This is a genomic window from Streptomyces ovatisporus (assembly GCF_042653885.1).
GTDB lineage: Bacteria > Actinomycetota > Actinomycetes > Streptomycetales > Streptomycetaceae > Streptomyces > Streptomyces ovatisporus.
In genome coordinates this window covers 274,790-292,915 of record NZ_JBHSFH010000015.1, presented here as the reverse complement: position 1 = coordinate 292,915, position 18,126 = coordinate 274,790, and the positions used below count along the sequence as shown (strand labels likewise).

Annotated in this window: 14 protein-coding genes; 6 read left to right on the top strand and 8 right to left on the bottom strand. The window is 70.9% G+C overall.

The features are described from left to right. Nucleotides 1-96 precede the first annotated feature (96 nt). Entirely contained in the window at nt 97-669 is a 573-nt protein-coding gene (locus tag ACFPA8_RS25345) for a dienelactone hydrolase family protein (RefSeq protein WP_386452166.1), read from the top strand. A 145-nt stretch (nt 670-814) separates the two neighbouring features. On the opposite strand, the gene ACFPA8_RS25340 is transcribed toward ACFPA8_RS25345, so the two are convergent. The 4 genes from ACFPA8_RS25340 to ACFPA8_RS25325 form a co-directional block, all read right to left on the bottom strand. Continuing rightward, complete coding sequence (locus ACFPA8_RS25340) at nt 815-2,500, bottom strand: alkaline phosphatase D family protein (protein ID WP_386452165.1); 1,686 nt, start codon at nt 2,498-2,500, stop codon at nt 815-817. Nucleotides 2,501-2,679: 179 nt separating this feature from the next. Next, nucleotides 2,680-3,480, bottom strand: a complete 801-nt coding sequence (locus ACFPA8_RS25335) for a thioredoxin domain-containing protein (RefSeq protein WP_386452163.1) — start codon at nt 3,478-3,480, stop codon at nt 2,680-2,682. Between the two features lie 179 nt (nt 3,481-3,659). Next, entirely contained in the window at nt 3,660-4,376 is a 717-nt protein-coding gene (locus ACFPA8_RS25330) for a hypothetical protein (protein WP_386452161.1), read from the bottom strand. Nucleotides 4,377-4,458: 82 nt separating this feature from the next. Next, nucleotides 4,459-5,811: a DUF2252 domain-containing protein gene (locus tag ACFPA8_RS25325; RefSeq protein ID WP_386452159.1), complete on the bottom strand. Its 1,353-nt coding sequence runs from the start codon at nt 5,809-5,811 to the stop codon at nt 4,459-4,461. 265 nt (nt 5,812-6,076) lie between these two features. Between ACFPA8_RS25325 and dnaE the strand changes: the two genes are divergently transcribed. Beyond that, nucleotides 6,077-9,619 (top strand): DNA polymerase III subunit alpha, encoded by a 3,543-nt coding sequence (gene dnaE, locus ACFPA8_RS25320; RefSeq protein ID WP_386452157.1) that lies wholly within the window; start codon nt 6,077-6,079, stop codon nt 9,617-9,619. A gap of 126 nt (nt 9,620-9,745) precedes the next feature. Here dnaE and ACFPA8_RS25315 read toward each other — a convergent pair whose 3' ends face one another. Next, a complete protein-coding gene (locus tag ACFPA8_RS25315) occupies nt 9,746-9,922 on the bottom strand; it encodes a hypothetical protein (protein ID WP_386452156.1) in 177 nt (58 codons plus the stop codon). 233 nt (nt 9,923-10,155) lie between these two features. On the opposite strand from ACFPA8_RS25315, the gene ACFPA8_RS25310 reads away from it, so the two are divergent. From ACFPA8_RS25310 to ACFPA8_RS25295, 4 genes are all read left to right on the top strand, one after another. Beyond that, nucleotides 10,156-11,469, top strand: a complete 1,314-nt coding sequence (locus ACFPA8_RS25310; RefSeq protein ID WP_386452366.1) for an NYN domain-containing protein — start codon at nt 10,156-10,158, stop codon at nt 11,467-11,469. Between the two features lie 79 nt (nt 11,470-11,548). Next, nucleotides 11,549-12,574, top strand: coding sequence for an ABC transporter ATP-binding protein (locus ACFPA8_RS25305; RefSeq protein WP_386452154.1), 1,026 nt, complete (start codon nt 11,549-11,551; stop codon nt 12,572-12,574). Nucleotides 12,575-12,699: 125 nt separating this feature from the next. Then, nucleotides 12,700-13,500, top strand: a complete 801-nt coding sequence (locus ACFPA8_RS25300) for an ABC transporter permease (RefSeq protein WP_386452365.1) — start codon at nt 12,700-12,702, stop codon at nt 13,498-13,500. A gap of 79 nt (nt 13,501-13,579) precedes the next feature. After that, entirely contained in the window at nt 13,580-14,515 is a 936-nt protein-coding gene (locus tag ACFPA8_RS25295; protein ID WP_386452152.1) for a hypothetical protein, read from the top strand. A 144-nt stretch (nt 14,516-14,659) separates the two neighbouring features. Here ACFPA8_RS25295 and ybaK read toward each other — a convergent pair whose 3' ends face one another. The 3 genes from ybaK to ACFPA8_RS25280 form a co-directional block, all read right to left on the bottom strand. After that, entirely contained in the window at nt 14,660-15,169 is a 510-nt protein-coding gene (ybaK, locus tag ACFPA8_RS25290) for a Cys-tRNA(Pro) deacylase (protein WP_386452150.1), read from the bottom strand. Nucleotides 15,170-15,359: 190 nt separating this feature from the next. Continuing rightward, the gene (locus ACFPA8_RS25285) at nt 15,360-16,202 is read right to left on the bottom strand and encodes an LON peptidase substrate-binding domain-containing protein (protein WP_386452148.1); all 843 of its coding nucleotides are present in this window, start codon (nt 16,200-16,202) and stop codon (nt 15,360-15,362) included. 232 nt (nt 16,203-16,434) lie between these two features. Beyond that, nucleotides 16,435-18,048: an oxidoreductase gene (locus ACFPA8_RS25280; protein WP_386452147.1), complete on the bottom strand. Its 1,614-nt coding sequence runs from the start codon at nt 18,046-18,048 to the stop codon at nt 16,435-16,437. Nucleotides 18,049-18,126 lie beyond the last annotated feature (78 nt).

Below are 18,126 nucleotides of genomic sequence, written 5' to 3'. Positions count from 1 at the left end.
AGGGGGATCGGCGGGCACCCACGACCGTACCTGCCACCATGGGCGGGGTCCCGGCCTGGAAGAAGGCTGCCGACGCTATGTGAGGGAAGTGACATTTTGGCCACCGTCGTGCTGTTCCACTCCGTATACGGGCTGAGACCCGCTGTGCACGAGGCTGCGGCGCGTCTGCGGGCCGCCGGGCACGAGGTGCACACCCCCGACCTCTTCGAGGGGCGTACGGCGGACACGGTCGAGGAGGCCATGGAGCTGAAGGACGAGATCGGCCGGGACGAACTGCTGATGCGGGCGGTGACCGTCACCGCGCCGCTGTCCGAGCGGGGCCTGGTCTACGCGGGGTTCTCACTCGGTGGCTCGATCGCTCAGAACCTCGCCCTCGCGGACACCCGTGCGCGGGCGCTGCTGCTCATGCACGGGACTTCGGACATCGCCGAGGACGCCGCTGTGGACGAGCTTCCCGTACAGCTGCACGTCGCCGAGCCTGATCCCTTCGAGCCGCACGACTGGCTGAACGCCTGGTACCTGCGGATGCAGCGGGCGGGGGCGGACGTGGAGATCTTCCGGTATGCGGGGGCCGGGCACCTCTTCACCGACGAGGGGCTCGACGATTTCGACGGCGAGGCGGTGGAGCAGATGTGGCGCACGGCGCTGGGCTTCCTGTCGGAGTTCTGACGCTGCGCGCGGGCGGCGCGGGGACGACGGCTGGACGCCCCGGCGGCCCGGAAGAGCCCCGGTTCCGGCGGGACTTCCCCCGGAATGCTCAGCCGGGGGAAGTCCGTCATGAGTGCCTGCTGTTCGCCCGCGCCGGCGGTCCGGTTCAGCCGCGCAGCGGAGCGTCGGCCTCTTCGAGACGCTGGCTGCCGGAGAGCGTGCGGTAGGAGCGGCGTACCCCGGTGGTGGCGTCCTGCTCCTCCTTGGCGGAGAGCACGAAGTAGTCCATCTGCGCCCGTTCGGCGTCGATGTCGAGGACCCCGTAGCCGTGCGAGTCCATGTCGAGCCACTTCACGTGCCTGTTGGTGGCCCTGACGGCCGCCTCGGCCACGGACGAGACGGTGTCGGGGGCGACGCCGAGAATGTCGTCCAGGTTGTCCGAGGTCACGGACGCGACGACGAACTCCGTGGCCACGGGGGCGTCTTCGGGGTAGGTCGCCGCCTTGACCGGCACCTCGTTGGCGAAGGCCATGTGGATGTCACCGGTGAGGAACACCGTGTTGCCGATCCCCTGGTCGCGAAGGTGGGTCAGCAGTTCGCGGCGGTCGTCCGTGTAACCGTCCCACTGGTCGACGTTGAGGGCGAGCCCCTCCTGCGGGATGCCCAGCAACTCCGCGAGCGGGCCCAGGAGATGGGCGGGGACGGCGCCGAAGGCGACGGGCGAGATCATCACCGAGGTGCCGACCATGCGCCAGCGGGCGGTGGAGGAGGAGAGGCCCGCCTTGAGCCAGTCGAGCTGCTTGCGCCCGGTGATGGTGCGGTCCGGGTCGTCGATCACGTCGCCGTCACCGAAGCTCGCCTGCTGATCGCGGAAGGAGCGCAGGTCCAGCAGGTGCAGATCGGCGAGCCGGCCGAACTTGAGGCGCCGGTAGGTGGTGCCTTCGGTGGACGGACGTACCGGCATCCACTCGAAGTACGCCTGCTTCGCGGCGCGTACGCGATCCGCCCACTCGCCCTCTTCGCCGGGGGTGTGGTTCCCTGCGCCCCCGGACCACGTGTCGTTGGCGACCTCGTGGTCGTCCCACATCGCGACGACAGGGTGCGCGGCGTGCATGGCCTGCAGGTCGGGGTCGAGTTTGTGGTGGGCGTGCCGGACGCGGTAGTCGGCGAGGCTGAGGGTCTCGTGCTCCGGCTGGACGGTGCGGACGACGTCGCCCTCGAGCGGGTACTCCTGGTGTCCGTACTCGTATATGTAGTCGCCGAGATGGATGACCGCGTGCAGGTCGTCGCGGGCTGCCAGGTGCCTGTAGGAGGCGAAGTACCCGGCCTCGTAGTGGGAGCAGGAGACCACGCCGGCGCGGAAATTGGCGGCGTCCGCGTCGTCGGCGGGAGTGGTACGGGTGCGGCCGGCGGGGGAGCCGGCCTCGCCGGCGGCGAAGCGGAACCAGTACGCGGTGGCGGGCTGCAGGCCGCGGACGTCGGCCTTGACGGTGTGGTCGGCGGCGGCGTCGGTGGTCACGGTGCCGTGGGCGACGACGTGCTCGAAGCCCTCGTCCTCGGCGACCTGCCAGGTCACCTTGACGGGGCTGCCCTTGCCGGAGCCCGGCACGGCCTCTGCGGACGGTGTGACGCGCGTCCACAGCAGGACGCCGTCGGGGAGGGGATCGCCGGAGGCCACGCCGTGCAGGAACGCGGGGCCTTCGGCGGCGTGTGCGCTGGGGAGTCCGCCCGCGAGGGGCAGCAGGGCCGCCGATGCGGCGGTGGCCGCGACGACAGTGCGGCGCCGGGGATGTCCGGACGCGGGTCTGACTCCGGGGACAGAGGTGTGAGGTCTGCTATGGGTGTCGGTCACGGAGCCTGATGTTACGCACAAGTAGCCCCAACGGGCAGACCGCAGGCAAGAGTTCGCCTGCCCGTCGGGGTCCGTTCCGGCCACGGTCCGGCCACCGTTCGCAGGGTGCGGCCGCCGGGTTCCTCAGCGCCGGGCGGGGGGCCGCGGCGACACCGGCCGCGGCCCCCCGCCCGGGATGCTCACTGCTTGGGAGCGGTGAGCTTCACGCCCAGCTTCTTCAGTTCGGCCGGGAGCTGCGACTGCTCGACGTCCTTGCCGTCGATGCGGATGGTCGGGGTTCCCTTGACCTTGCCCTTGTTGAAGTCCTCGACCATGTTCAGCGCCCACTTGTCGTAGGTGCCGTCCTCGACCGCCTTCTTGAACTCGGCGTTGCCCTTCAGCTCGGGCACGGAGTCGGCGACCTTCAGCAGGTAGGAGTCGTCGGCGAACTTGTCCTGCGTCTCCTCAGGGTGGAACTCCTTGCTGTACAGCTTCTCGTGGTAGGCGAGGAACGCGTCCTCGCTCACGTCGAGGGATGCCCCCAGGGCGCTGATGGCGGTCTTGGAGCCGGCGCCGCCGACGTTGCCGTCGATCAGGTCGCCGAAGTGCATCTTGATCTTGTACTCGCCCTTGCCGGTCCCGTCGGTGAGGACCTTGCCGATGCCCTGCTCGAACTGGGCGCACGCCGGGCAGCGCAGGTCCTCGTACACGTCGACGGTCTTCTTCGCGCCCTCGTCGCCGATCAGCACGCCCGTGCCCGAACTGCCCGTGACGTTGGCCGGCTTGACGAGCTTCTGCTCCTTCGCCGCTTCCCAGCCGCTGGGCTCGTTCAGCTTGGTGATGCCGTAGAAGATGCCGCCGGCCACCGCGAGGACGCCGACGACCGACACGCCGACGACGATCTGGCGGCGCATCTTCTCCTTCTTCGCCTGCCGTTCGCGTTCGGCCCGCAGACGCTCGCGGGCGGCACGCTTGGCTTCCTGGCTGTTGCGCTTGCTCATGGGTTTCTTCTCCGTGTGACGTCACGTCGTGCGTGGGGGAAGGGTGGACGGTTCAGTACCCGGCTCGGCTTGTGCGGCCTGACGTTCGTACTGCGCACTCGGGACTCGCGGTGGCGGAACCGTTCGCGGAGCCGGGTGCGTACGCAGCGGTCGGGTCCTGGAACCCTCGGGCTCGGATCTCAGGCCGCGGGCGTGAGCGACGGCGGGCCGCGCCGGTGCACGCTGTGGGTGAGCAGCGGGAGAGTGCGGGGAGCCACCGGAGCCGCCGACCAGGGTGCCGGTGCCGGAGACCCCTGCGCGCACGTGCCGCGCCAGGCGGCGAACGCCACGCGCAGCGGCCGGAAAGCGGCCACGGAAGCGGCGCGCAGCAGTCCGGCGAGCGCCGCCTCGCCGCGCCGCAGCCAGGCCGCGGCGACCAGTCCCACGGCGATGTGCGCGGCGAGCAGCAGGAAGGGCGTCGTGGACGGAGCCGCGTCCCACGGCCCGGCGGGCAGCCCCTCGGACAGGGACCGGGCGCCGTGACGCCCCTCCGCGGCGACGCGCGCCAGGGGAGTGCCGAAGCTGCCGCCGCCGCACAGCAGGTCCACCCCGACCGAGCGCAGCGGTCCGGTGACGGGGCCGCCCGCCTGTCCGTAGCAGGTGTGCTGCCCGCTGGTGAAGACGGTGTCGGCGAGCAGCTCCAGCGGGATCAGCAGGGCGGCGATGCGTCCGTAGCCGCGCTCGCGGTCCGCCAGGGCGAAGGCCAGCAGGAAGATCACGCCGCCGACGGCGAGCAGCGGGGCGAGAGGCAGCGGCATCCCGGAGAGCAGTACGTGGGCTCCGGCGGACAGGGTGACGCACAGCACGGTGAAGACGACCGCCCGTACTGTCCGTATGCCCGCCGCGTCCATGTCCATCGCCGGGAAAGTGTGCCACGGGGAGGGCTAAGAGGTCCCTAAAGATGCACGGACGTTTCCTCCGCTCCTCCCCGCGGGGCCGTCACGGGTTCTGGAGACCGGGTATCCGGCCGTTGCGGAAGAGGTCGACGAAGATCTGGTGGTCCCGGCGGGTGGCCGAACCGTACTCGTGGGCGAATTCGACGAGCAGCTCCGGGAAGCCCTCCTCGTCCTCGGCGATCGCCGCGTCGATGGCGTTCTCCGTGGAGAACGGCACCAGCGAGTGGCCGCTCTCGTCGTCGGCGGCGGCGTGCATGGTGGCGGTGGCCCGGCCGAGGTCGCCGACGACCTGGGTGATCGCGCCCAGCTCGTCCAGGTCCGTCCAGTCGAGGTCGACGGCGTAGGGCGAGACCTCCGCGACGAGCTGGCCGACGCCGTCCAGCTCCGTCCAGCCGAGCCAGGGGTCGGCGTGCGCCTGGAGGGCGCGCTGGGAGATCACCGTGCGGTGGCCCTCGTGCCGGAAGTATCCGCGGATCTCCGGGTCGGTGATGTGCCTGGAGACCGCGGGTGTCTGCGCCTGCTTCATGTAGATGACCAGGTCGTTCTCCAGGGCGTCGCTGTGCCCCTCCAGCAGGATGTTGTACGACGGCAGCCCGGCGCTCCCGATGCCGACGCCGCGCCGCCCCACGACGTCCTTGACGCGGTAGGCGTCGGAGCGGAACCGGGTGCTGCCGGGGAGCGTGCCGATGTAGGTGTCGAAGGCCTCCAGCACCTTGCCGCGGGTACCGGAGTCCAGCTCGACGGCTCCGCCGCCGGGCGTGAACCTGCGCTCCCAGTCCCGGACTTCGGTCATCGTCTCGAGCAGGCCGAACCGGGTGTTGGACCGGGCGGAGCGCAGCGCGGCGAGCACGGGACCCCGGGCCGTGTCGAGGGTGAGGGACGGCACGTCCTCGTTCTCGGCGTCGCCGGCCAGGGCGCGGATGCGGTCGCGGTAGGCGGCGGCGTACGTGCGCACCAGGCCGGAGATCTGGCCGTCGCTGAGCGCCTTGGTGTAACCGAGCAGCGCCACGGAGGCCGCGAACCGCTTGAGGTCCCAGGTGAACGGCCCGACGAAGGCCTCGTCGAAGTCGTTGACGTTGAAGACGAGACGGCCGTTGGCGTCCATGTACGTGCCGAAGTTCTCGGCGTGCAGGTCTCCGTGGATCCAGACCCTGCCCGTGCGGTCGTCGAGGTAGGGGCCGGTGTGCTTGCCGGACTCCCCGTCGGCGGCCGTGGCGTCGGCGTAGAAGAGGCAGGCGGTGCCCCGGTAGAAGGCGAAGGCGGAGGCGGCCATCTTGCGGAACTTGACCTGGAAGGCCGCCGGGTCGGCGGCCAGCAGCTCACCGAAGGCGCGGTCGAAGACCTCGAGAATGCGCTCGGCGCGATTGTCCGCGGTGCCGTCCTGCTGCGTTGCCATGGGGGTGCCCTTCCGAGTGGGATGCCGTCGGCTCGTTGACGCGTTCAGCTGACTGACCAGCAGCGGCAACGTACCGGGTGGCCGCTCGCACGCTTCAACGGGCGGGGCGGCGGAGGAGTGCCTGCAGACGTCCGGGCCGGCACGGGCCGGACCGGAAGGCCACATTCCGGGGGTAGTTGGGGCCGGGTGCGCAGACACGGGATGTCGGTGCCGGGACGTAGACTCCGGAGCCGTTCCAGCAATCTGCCCGGAGGTGTCCCGCGCCGTGACCCAGCAGCCGTTCACACATCTGCACGTGCACACTCAGTATTCGCTGCTGGACGGCGCGGCGCGGCTGAAGGACATGTTCAAGGCCTGTCAGGACATGGGCATGTCGCACATCGCGATGACCGACCACGGCAACCTCCACGGCGCCTACGACTTCTTCCACCAGGCGAAAGACGCGGGGGTCACCCCCGTCATGGGCATCGAGGCGTACGTCGCGCCGGACCACCGCCGCAACATGCGCCCGGTCAAGTGGGGCACGCCGCACCAGAAGCGGGACGACGTCTCCGGTAACGGTGCGTACACGCACATGACCATGTGGGCCCGGGACAAGGAGGGCCTGCACAACCTCTTCCGCGCGCAGTCCCGCGCCAGCCTCGAGGGCTTCTTCCGCAAGCCCCGCATGGACCGCGAGCTGCTCGCCGAGTACGCGCAGGGGATGATGGCCACCACCGGCTGCCCCTCCGGCGAGGTGAGCACGAAGATCCGCCTCGGGCAGATGGACGAGGCGGTCCAGGCGGCCGGGGAGTTCCAGGACATCTTCGGCAAGGAGAACTTCTTCGTCGAGCTGATGGACCACGGCATCGACATCGACAAGCGGGCGCGGGCCGGCCTGGAAGAGGTCGCGAAGAAGATCGACGCCCCGTTCGTCGTCACCAACGACTCGCACTACACCTACGAACGTGAGTCGTCGGCGCACGACACCCTGCTGTGCATCCAGACGGGCAGCAACCTCTCCGACCCGGACCGCTTCCGCTTCGACGGCGCCGGTTACTACCTGAAGTCCGCGGAGGAGATGTACGCCATCGACTCCTCGGAGGAGTGGCAGCAGGGCTGCCGCAACACCCAGCTGCTCATCGCCGAACGCGTCGACACGGCCGGCATGTTCGAGACGAAGAACCTGATGCCGCGCTTCGACGTGCCCCAGGGGTACGACGAGGTCTCCTGGTTCAAGGAGGAGGTCAAGCGGGGCATGGCCCGCCGCTACCCCGGCGGCGTCCCGCAGGACCGCCAGGAGCTCGTGGAGTACGAGATGGACGTCATCGTCTCCATGGGCTTCCCCGCCTACTTCCTCGTGGTCGCCGACTTCATCAACTGGGCGAAGGACAACGGCATCGCGGTGGGCCCCGGCCGCGGCTCGGCGGCGGGCTCGATCGTCTCCTACGCCATGGGCATCACCGACCTCGATCCGGTGACGCACGGGCTGATCTTCGAGCGGTTCCTCAACCCCGAGCGCGTCACCATGCCCGACGTCGACATCGACTTCGACGAGCGCAGGCGCGGCGACGTCATCCGGTACGTGACGGAGAAGTACGGCGCCGACAAGGTCGCCATGATCGGCACGTACGGCACCATCAAGGCCAAGAACGCCATCAAGGACTCGGCCCGCGTGCTCGGTTACCCGTACGCGATGGGCGACCGCATCACCAAGGCGATGCCCGCGGACGTCCTCGGCAAGGGCCTCCCGCTGTCCGGGATCACCGACAAGGACCACCCGCGCTACAGCGAGGCGGGCGAGATCCGCTCGATGTACGAGAACGAGCCGGACGTCACCAAGGTGATCGACGCGGCACGCGGCATCGAGGGCCTGGTGCGGCAGATGGGCGTGCACGCGGCGGGCGTGATCATGTCCAGCGAGAAGCTGATCGACCACGTGCCGGTCTTCTCCCCGAAGAACGACGGCGTCGTCGTGACGCAGTGGGACTACCCCAGCTGTGAGGCGCTGGGCCTGCTCAAGATGGACTTCCTGGGCCTGCGCAACCTCACGATCATGGACGACGCGGTCAAGATGATCCGCAAGAACAAGGACGTCGACCTCAGGCTCCTCGATCTTCCGCTCGACGACCCCAAGACCTTCGAACTGCTCTGCCGCGGCGACACACTCGGGGTCTTCCAGTTCGACGGCGGCCCCATGCGCTCCCTGCTGCGCATGATGAAGCCCGACAACTTCGAGGACATCTCCGCCGTCTCGGCGCTGTACCGGCCCGGCCCCATGGGCATGAACAGCCACATCAACTACGCGCTGCGCAAGAACGGCCAGCAGGAGATCACCCCGATCCACCCGGAGCTGGAGGAGCCCCTCAAAGAGGTCCTCGACATCACCTACGGCCTGATCGTCTATCAGGAGCAGGTGCAGAAGGCCGCGCAGGTGCTGGCGGGCTACTCCCTCGGCCAGGCCGACCTGCTCCGCCGCGCCATGGGCAAGAAGAAGAAGGAGGTTCTCGACAAGGAGTTCGTGAACTTCCAGAAGGGCATGCGCGACAACGGCTACTCGGACGACGCCGTGCAGGCCGTCTGGGACGTCCTGGTGCCCTTCGCGGGCTACGCCTTCAACAAGGCGCACTCCTCGGCGTACGGGCTGGTCACGTACTGGACGGCCTATCTGAAGGCCAACTACCCCGCGGAGTACATGTCGGCGCTGCTCACCTCGGTGCGCGACGACAAGGACAAGTCGGCGGTCTACCTCAACGAGTGCCGCAAGATGGGCATCAAGGTCCTCCCGCCGGACGTCAACGAGTCGGAGGCCAACTTCACCTCGCGGGACGACCAGACCATCGTCTTCGGTCTCACCGCCGTGCGGAACGTCGGACAGAACGTGGTCGACTCGATCGTCAAGTGCCGCAAGGCGAAAGGGAAGTACTCCTCCTTCCCCGACTTCCTCGACAAGGTGGAAGCGGTCGTCTGCAACAAGCGCACCGTCGAATCGCTGATCAAGGCCGGTGCGTTCGACGAGATGGGGCACACCCGCAAGGGACTGACCGCCCAGTTCGAGCCGATGATCGACAACGTGGTGCAGGTCAAACGCAAGGAGGCCGAGGGCCAGTTCGACCTCTTCGGCGACCTCGGCGGCGACGGCGGAGACGACTCGCCGGGCTTCGGGCTGGACGTCACCTTCTCCGAGGAGGAGTGGGAGAAGACCTACCTCCTCGCGCAGGAGCGGGAGATGCTCGGGCTCTACGTCTCCGACCATCCCCTCTTCGGCCTGGAGCACGTCCTCAACGACAAGGCGGACGCGGCGATCGCCCAACTGACCGGCGGCGACTACTCCGACGGGGCCATCGTCACCATCGGCGGCATCATCTCCGGGCTGCAGCGCAAGATGACGAAGCAGGGCAACGCCTGGGCGATCGCCACCGTCGAGGACCTGGCCGGCTCGATCGACTGCATGTTCTTCCCCGCCACCTACCAGCTGGTCTCCACCCAACTGGTCGAGGACGCCGTGGTGTTCGTCAAGGGGCGGCTGGACAAGCGGGAGGACGTGCCCCGGCTCGTCGCGATGGAGCTGATGATCCCGGACCTGAGCGAGGCGTCGGCCAGCGCCCCCGTCACCATCACCATCCCGACGGTGAAGATCACGCCGCCGCTGGTGGAGAAGCTGGGCGAAGTGCTCACCCACCACCGCGGATCGAGCGAGGTGCGCGTCCGTCTGCAGGGTGCGCGCAAGACGACGGTGCTCCGTCTGGACCGGCACCGCGTCACACCCGACCCCGCTCTCTTCGGCGACCTCAAGGAGCTGCTCGGCCCCTCCTGCATGGCGGGTTGAGCGGCAGGTACGGGAGGAGGGCGGCCCCGGGGCTGGGGCCGCCCTCTCCTTCGTGCGCGCCGATGTGCGGTGCCCAAGGGCACAGGTGGTTTCAGTCGGACTTCGTTGACCTCTGCCCCCGCAGGGTCAGTTGTGGCCGAAGCGCCGCTGGTGCTTGCGTGCCACGTCTGCGGGACTGGCTGTCCGTCCCGACGACGGACGCTGCTGCCGGCCCTCTGCAGCACCGTCCTGGCTCGCGCTCTGATCGCGGTCGACTGCCTCGGCCTTTCTCTGACTGCGGTCTTGGTTCCTGCCCTTGGTCATGATCGCCTCCTGGGGACCGTTGAACGTTGGGCCGAAATCAGCCTGGCATGCGGGAAAGAAGCGCGCATTCCGAACAATCGGTGCGAGTGAGGCGGTTCTTCGCGCCTCCGTGTTCCCACCACCCCGCTGTCGCCACGCCGATGATCGGGGCCCCGCCGAATAGCCCTGTACGGTCGGGCAGACTCGAAGGAAACGCAGCCTCGGCTGTGCTCGTGACCGAGAGTGGGTGGAACGTGGATCGCTGCGTCGTCCTGGTGGATGCCGGGTACCTGTTGGGCGCCGCCGCGAGTCTGCTGGCGGGGGAGCCGATGCGCTCCCGGATCAGCGTGGACCATGCGGCCCTGATCCGCGGGCTGCGTGAACGCGCCGAGGCCGACACCCAGTGTGACCTTCTGCGGATCTACTGGTTCGACGGTGCCCCGGACCGGGTGCCGCAGCCCGAGCACCGCAGGCTCCGCGTGATGCCGCGCGTGACGGTGCGGCTGGGCGCTCTGACCAGAAGCGACGGCCGATGGGCGCAGAAGGGCGTCGACGCGGCGATGCACGCCGAGCTCACCGAACTGGCCCGTAACCGCGCCTGCTCCGACATCGTGCTCGTCACCGGCGACGGGGACCTGCTGCCCGGTCTGATGTCCGCGAAGGAACACGGCGTCGCAGTGCACCTGTGGGCCGTTCAGGCGGCGGACGGCGACTACAACCAGTCCGAGGATCTGGTCGCCGAGGCCGACGAGCGGCGCGTACTGGACCGCAGCTGGATCACGGAGGCCGTACGGGCCACGGAGCCGCCCGGCGTCTGCGCTCCCCAGTCCGCCTCCCGCCCGGAGATCGCCGCGATCCTCTCCGCGCCGCTGCCGGAGACCGCGAAGAACGGAAGCGCGCGTGCCACCCCCGCCCCGCCCACCCCCCAGGGCGGCCCGGCGGCCCCGGCGGCGACACCGCCGGACGGGCAGGGCTCCGAAGCCGCCGGGGAGCCCGCCGCGACGCCGTCCACCGAAGACGAGCAGGACGAGAGCGCCGGTACGGGCAGGAACGCCACCGGAGTGCCCACTCCGAAGGACCTCGCGGGGCTCGGCCGCCCCCAGCCCACGGGCGCCACCCAGTCCACGCCGCCGGGAGCCACGCTGCGCTGGTCCTCCGAACGGGGCTGGGTGGAGCGGGGAACACCGGGGGAGAGCCCGGAGATCGCGGCCCTGCCCACCCTCGCCCAGCTGACGACCGCAGAACAGCGCTGGGCGGACCGCGAGGAGGACATCACCGCTGTCAGCGGCGACCCCTTCGAGGTCGGACAGGTCTTCGCCCGCCGCTGGCAGGAGCGGCTCTCGGCGCCCGCGAACGTCCAGACGCTCGCAGGGGAGTACCCGCGCATCCCGCACCGCATCGACGGAGAGCTCCTGCGCTACGCCGCGCGCTTCGGGCTGCTCGCGCACAAGGACGACCAGATCGACGAGCACGACCGGTACGCGATCCGGGCGGGCTTCTGGCGTGAGATCGACGCCCCCGTGACGGGCCAGCCGGCTCCCGCGGAGGACACCGCGGTCTCCGACTGAGTGCCCGCCGCCCGCCCGGGGCCCTGACCGCAAGGCCCGTTGTCGGGGCGGCCCGCGCCGCAGCGTAGGCTCTTCGCTCGTGGGAACCGGCACACGGCAGCAGGAAGTCGACGGCGTCGAGACACGGACGCGGGCCGCCGTGCGCATAGCCGGTCTGGTCAAGACCTATCCGGCGGGCAGAAGCCGCCGGGGTGAGTCCCGCACTCCCGTACGTGCCTGTGACGGCGTGAGCTTCCGTGTGCGGCCCGGCGAGATCTTCGGCCTGCTCGGCCCCAACGGGGCGGGGAAGTCGACCGTCGTCAGACAGCTCACGGGCCTGCTCCGCCCGGACGCGGGCGCCGTCGAAGTGCTCGGCCACGATCTCGTCCGGCATCCGGAACGGGCGGCGAGGCTGCTGGCCTATCTCGGCCAGGAGTCGACCGCGCTGGACGAACTGACGGTGGCCCTCGCCGCGGAGACGACGGCACGCCTCCGCGGTCTCGACGCCTCCGCCGCGCGACGCGAACGCGACGCCGTGCTGGACGAGCTGGGCCTGGCGGAGATCGCCGGACGTCCCCTGAAGAAGCTCTCCGGCGGGCAGCGCCGGCTGGCGTGCGTCGCGGCGGCACTCGTGGGGCGGCGGCCCCTGCTCGTGCTGGACGAGCCGACCACCGGCATGGACCCGCTGGCGCGGCGCGCCGTGTGGGCGGCCGTCGACCGGCGGCGCACCGAGGACGCGGCGACCGTGGTGCTGGTGACGCACAACGTCATCGAGGCCGAGACGGTGCTGGACCGGGTGGCGGTGCTCGACCGGGGCCGGGTGATCGCGTGCGACACTCCGGGCGGGCTGAAGGCGCTGGTCGGCGACGACGTACGGCTGGACCTGGTCTGGCGGGACAGCCCGCCGCCCGACGACCCCCGGCTCGCCGGACTGGCGGCACGCGCCACCGTCTCGGGACGTCGCTGGACGCTGCGGATGACGCCCGAGGCCGCGCGTGAGGCGGTCTCCGCCGTGACGACCGGTCCGGCCTTCGCGGCTCTGGACGACTTCTCGCTGGCCACCCCCAGCCTGGAGGACGTGTACCTGTCGCTGGGCGGCAGCGGGGAAGGTCTGGTGAAGCTGTGAGCACGGCCGCGACATCTCAGGCGGCACGAACGGCCCGGGCAGCACGGGCGGCGGCCCGGGCGGGCCGGGCCGTACGGGACGAGGCCGCGGCGGACGACGGGCAGGTCCCGGCCGCTCCGGGCACGGTGCCGGTCCAGGCCGGTCCGGGGACGGAGGCGCTCGCCGAGCCGCCCGCACCGCTCGCACCCCGCGTCCGGCTGTGGCCCGCCCTGAGTGCCGTCTACCGCGCGCAGCTGTCGCGGGCCCGGGTCGCCCGCATCCCGCTCCTGTTCGTGGCGACGTTCCAGTCGCTGGGAATCATGGTGCTGATGAGGGGCGTCGTGGACGGCGGCCCGGAATCGCGTGCGGTCGTCGCCGGGTCGAGCGTCCTCGTGGTGGCGTTCGTCGCGCTGAATCTGCTCGCGCAGTACTTCGGCCAGCTGCGTGCCGGCGGCGGGCTCGACCACTACGCGACGCTGCCGGTGCCCGCTGCGGCGGTCGTGCTGGGGGCGGCCGGGGCGTACGCGTCGTTCACCGTGCCGGGGGTTCTCGTCACCGCGGTCGCCGGCGGGCTCCTGTACCAGCTGCCGCTCAGCGGACTGTGGGTGCTCGCGGCCGTCGTCCCGCTGGCGGGTGCCGCGCTCGCAGGGCTGGGCGCGGCGCTGGGCCTGCTGGCGCCCAGACCGGAACTCGCCACACTCTGCGGTCAGCTGGGCATGTCGGCGGCGCTGCTGCTGGGCGTGCTCCCGGGCGGGCAGCTGCCCGGGCCGGTGTCTCTGCTGCGGGACCTGCTGCCGTCGACGTACGGGGTCGAAGCCCTGGCCCGCGGTTTCCAGGCCCGGCCCGACTGGGGGCACGCAGGACTGGACCTGGGGGTGTGCGCGGCCGTCGGTGTGGCTTCCCTGGCGCTTGCGACGTGGGCGTACCGGCGGGCGGCGGTGCGTTGAACAGCAACTGCCGTCCCACAGGTGATGTCATCTGCCGCCCGCTGCCCGAACAGGCGGCCGTCCCTGGCACGATGGCGTCGTGAACGCACCGACGCCTTCATCACCCGATCCAGCACGCCCAGGGCGCTCCCACCGCAACGACGGCGGGGGAGCGCGGTCGCGGCCGGCCGGACAACAGCCCGCACACCCGCACGGCACTCCCGGCGGCCCGTACGGCGCTGAGGCGCCCTACGGCTCCTACGGGGGACAGGGCTCCTACGGCTTCCGCGACTCCTACGGCGGGAACGACCCGTACGGCGGTGGCCAGTACGGGGGTGACCCGCACGGTGGCGGCCAGTACGGGGGTGACCCGTACGGCAGTGATTCGCACGGCGGGAACGACTCCCGCGGCGGTGACCCGTACGGCGGCCCGAGCGAGCACGGCGCCCACGTCCCGTCGTATCCGGAAGAGGCGGAGGCAGGCGGCCCGGGGGCGCGGCGCGAGGCTTTCGATGGACTGCTGTGCGCCCTCGTCGTGACCGTGCTCGGCGTGGGCCTCGGACTGATGTGGCTGTGGCTGGCGCCGCGGGTGCCGCTGGTCACCGTCGACGGTGCCGTCTTCCTCAAGGACCCGGAGGGCGAGGAGGCCATCGGTGCGGACGGTACGTTCGTGCTCCTGGCCGTCGGCTTCGGCGTGGTGACGGGAGCGCTGGCCTTCCTGCGCAGCCGCGGAGGCGGCGTCGGTCTCGTGGTCGGGCTGGCGGTCGGCGCCCTGCTGGGGTCCGTACTGGCGTGGCGGCTCGGCGTGTGGCTCGGCCCCGACACGGACCTGGTCGCGGCGGCGAAGGCCGCCGGCGCGGGAAAGACGTTCGACGGGCCGCTGAAACTGCAGGCGAAGAGTGCGCTGCTCGTGTGGCCGCTGCTGGCACTCATCGTGCATCTGACGCTGACCGGGCTGTTCGGGAAGCGCGATCCGGAGCCCGAGGACCCGCACTACCCGCCGCCGGGCGCCGACGGCTCAGCGCACAGCTGGTAGCGGGAGCCGGGCCGCCGGTGGAGGAATCCCGCCGGGTGTACGGAGCCCCGCCGGTGGCGGGCGGCACCCCGGCGACCGGCCGGGGGTGGGGCGGCGTCACACGACCGGCCGGGTGGGCGGCAGCGCACCGCGGCCCGCAGTGCCTCACGCACCACCCGTACGAGCGATGGGTGCCGTGACCGCCCCCGTGAGTGCGGCCAGGTCGCCCGGAGCCAGCTCGATCTCCAGCCCGCGGCGGCCCGCCGAGACACAGACGGTTCCGTGGCCGAGAGCCGAGGCGTCGAGAACTGTGGGGAGCTGCTTGCGCTGTCCCAGTGGTGAGACGCCACCCAGCACGTATCCCGTCGTACGTTCGACCGCCGCCGGATCGGCCATGGCGGCCCGCTTGCCGCCGGCCGCCGAAGCCAGGGCCTTGAGGTCGAGCGAGGCGGAGACGGGGACGACGGCCACCGTCAGCGCCCCGTCGACCTGCGCCACCAGAGTCTTGAAGACCCTTTCGGGCGGCATGCCCAGGGCTTCCGCGGCTTCGGCGCCGTAGGAGGGCGCCGCAGGATCGTGCTCGTAGGAGTGGGTGGTGAACTCCACACCGGCGCGTGTGGCGGCGAGGGTCGCCGGTGTCGCCGACGACTGCTGCCGTTGCTTCTTCTTCGCCATCTGCTGCCGTGTCCCGCCTTCGGTCTGCCTGCGACCTGTGATCCGGCCTCTGATCCCACCGGTGACCCGCTGCCCCTGCCGTGCCCCGCTCGTTCCGGACGCCCGTCCCGGCCCCGCCCCGCCGCCCCGGCCGGGCCTCGCCGCCGAGGTGCGCGGCGGACGCTCACCTTCAACAGAGGCTCGGCCGGGCTCAGTTCGGGCTGGTCGGCTCCCGCGTGAGTTCCGCCGCCGGCAGCGAGGGGAGCTTCCCGATGACTGCCGTCTCCCGGCGCAGCAGCTTCAGTTCGTCGGCCAGCCGTGTCGCCGTGTCCGGTGCCTGGAGCAGCCGCTGCTTGGTCGGGGTGTCCAGGATGGTCGCCGCGGCCACGAGGTAGGAGACGACCGACGGGTCGTCCGGCAGTTCCTGTCCCGCGGCGAGTGTCCGCTCCCGGGCGCTGGCGAGGCGTTTCTGGTAGGCGCGGAAGGCACGCAGCACACCGGAGGCCAGCGCTCCGGCGCCGTCGCCCTCCTCCTCCGGCAACTCCTCGATCTCGCCCATGAGGTAGGGGCCGCCGGCGTTCACCGAATGGAGCCGGAAGCGGGTCGTGCCGGTGGCCAGCACTTCGTACCCCGAACCGGCCGAGGACTGCTCGTCCTCCACCGAGGCGTCGTCGACGCCCGCACCGGTTCCGCCTGCCGCTCCGGGAGGATTCGCTCCGGGAGAGGTGCCGCCCGCGCCGCCCGAACGCTCGCGGATGGTCGAGGCGTCGGCGATGCAGCCCACGGCGTAGAAGGACGCCATGGGGTCCGGGCCGAAACCGGCGGTCGGGTCGGCACCGGGGGACGGAGCCGACCCGGGCAGCCCCGTCGAGGTCTGGGCGACCTCGCGGCCGTCCCGGATGGCCACGACGCCGAAGCGGCGCGGTGCGTCCTCGGGGATCTCCAGCAGGTCCCGCATCAGCGCGCGGTACCGCTGCTCGAAGATGTTCAACGGCAGCACCAGGCCAGGGAACAGCACCGAGTTGAGCGGGAAGAGCGGAAGCGCGGTTGTCACAACGAGTAAGCCTAAAGCCTTCGGGGCGTGTCGGGGGCGCCTGGGCGATCAGGGAGTTTCCCGCCGGGGCCGGGGCGGACCTGCGGCGGGCCTCCGCGTGACATGCGCGCGGATCGGCCCGCCTCGGTCTGCGCCGGTCCGTCCGCTGTCCGCTGTCTGTCCGGGCGTACATCCGTCCGCTGTTCTTCCGGGCGGACATCCGTCCGCCACGATTTACCCGGAGCCCGCCGCCTCACTGACGGCGCAGCAGCCGGGTCGCCCCCGTCGCGACCGTCGTTGCGAGGACCCAGCCCAGCATGATCATGCAGGCCGCGATCCACTGGTGGAACCCCGCCGGGTTCCAGGCGGTGTCCTGCCCGAAGGTGATGACGGGAAGCAGCAGGTCCAGCGCGTAGAGAGCGGCGTTCCAGTGCGGCGACTCCCCGCCCTTGAGCGGCGCGGGCCGATTCGCGCCGAAGAACAGGGCGCTCGCCGCCCACAGCACGGCCATCCACAGCGCGGCCTGCGCGGGCCGGTACCCGTAGGCGACCGTCCAGTCCTGGAGGTAGCCCCACACCTTCCCCACCAGCGGCAGGGTCTCCCGGCGGCGGCGCTGCTTGGCGAGCAGCACGGCGCGGGCGTTGGTGTCCTCACCGCAGTTGCGGTACATCAGCGCCAACTGCTCGTATGGGAGCGGCGAATACTCGGGGGTGGCGGCCGCGAGCCACTGGAGGCGTTCGCGGACGTTGAAGTGGCCCTCCTTGGGGATGGCCTGCTGGTAGGTGAAGCCCGCCATCCACAGCCGCTGGTCACGGGGCCAGCTGCCGACCCGGTCCAGTAACTTCTCCACGGCGGCGCCCGAGAGCACGACCAGGCCGCGTTCCGGGGCGCGCGGTGTGAAGTTCAGCTCCGGCGTCTGGATGCGGCGCAGCGAGAGCTCCTGGTCCCGCTGGAGTTCGAAGCGGGCGTTCTCGATGACGAGCGAGGAGCCGAACCGTCCGTCGTCCAGCACCATCCCGCCCGTGCACTCGAAGTGCCGGGTACGCCAGCGGCTCGTGCTGTCGGAGGTGAAGGGGACGGGGGTGCCGGCCGCGGGTGTGGCTCCCATGATCTGCGGCGAGCGGCTGCGGTTGGCGTCGGCGAAGCTGGCGACGTGCTCGACGGTCATCTGCGGGGCGTACAGCGCGTAGCGGCCGTTGCGGTTGCGCAGCACCGTCCCGAACATGTGCAGGGAACTGCCGATGGTCGCGCCGCGGAGGCTGAATTCGCCGTCGGTCATCAGCAGGCTCGCCTGGAGTTCCTGGGAGACGTTGATGCCGTCCGCGGCGACGGCCCGGTTCCGGCGGCCGCTGCCGATCGTCGCCTCGTTGAGCATCAGGTCGGTGCCGATGGTGGCGTCGGTGAGTTTGACGCCCTCGGGTATGGAGCAGCGCGGCAGGTGCAGGTCGCCGTCGGTGGTCAGCCGGGCGGCCTCCAGGCGCGGTATGTAGCAGTCGACGAGGCGTGCGGTGTGGATGCGCGCCTCGGCCATCCGCACCTCCGAGTCGAAACGGCACTGCCGCAGTTCGAAGTACGGCTCGATCGCGCCGCCCGAGAGGTCCAGCACGTCCGTGATCTGGGCACCCGCCAGGTGCAGTGAGGCGACGCGGCCCAGGAGCGGCGGCGGGCCGTGCAGCAGGAGCAGAGAGATGACGCGTGCGCGGACGGTGCGGTCCGGGCCCCATACGTGGTCGCCGTTGGGGTCGTCCAGCTCGGCCTCGCCCGTGCGCAGGTCGTACGCACTGCCGTTGAGGAACGCCTGCCACATGCCCCACTCGGCTCTCGTGAGCCATGAAGGCGGTTCTCTGGACTCCAGGTCCTCGCTCACCGGGTTGCTTCCCCCTTGGTCCGTGACTGTCCGGTCTGTGGTTGTCCGGTCTGTGACTGTGCTGGTCGGGACGGTCTC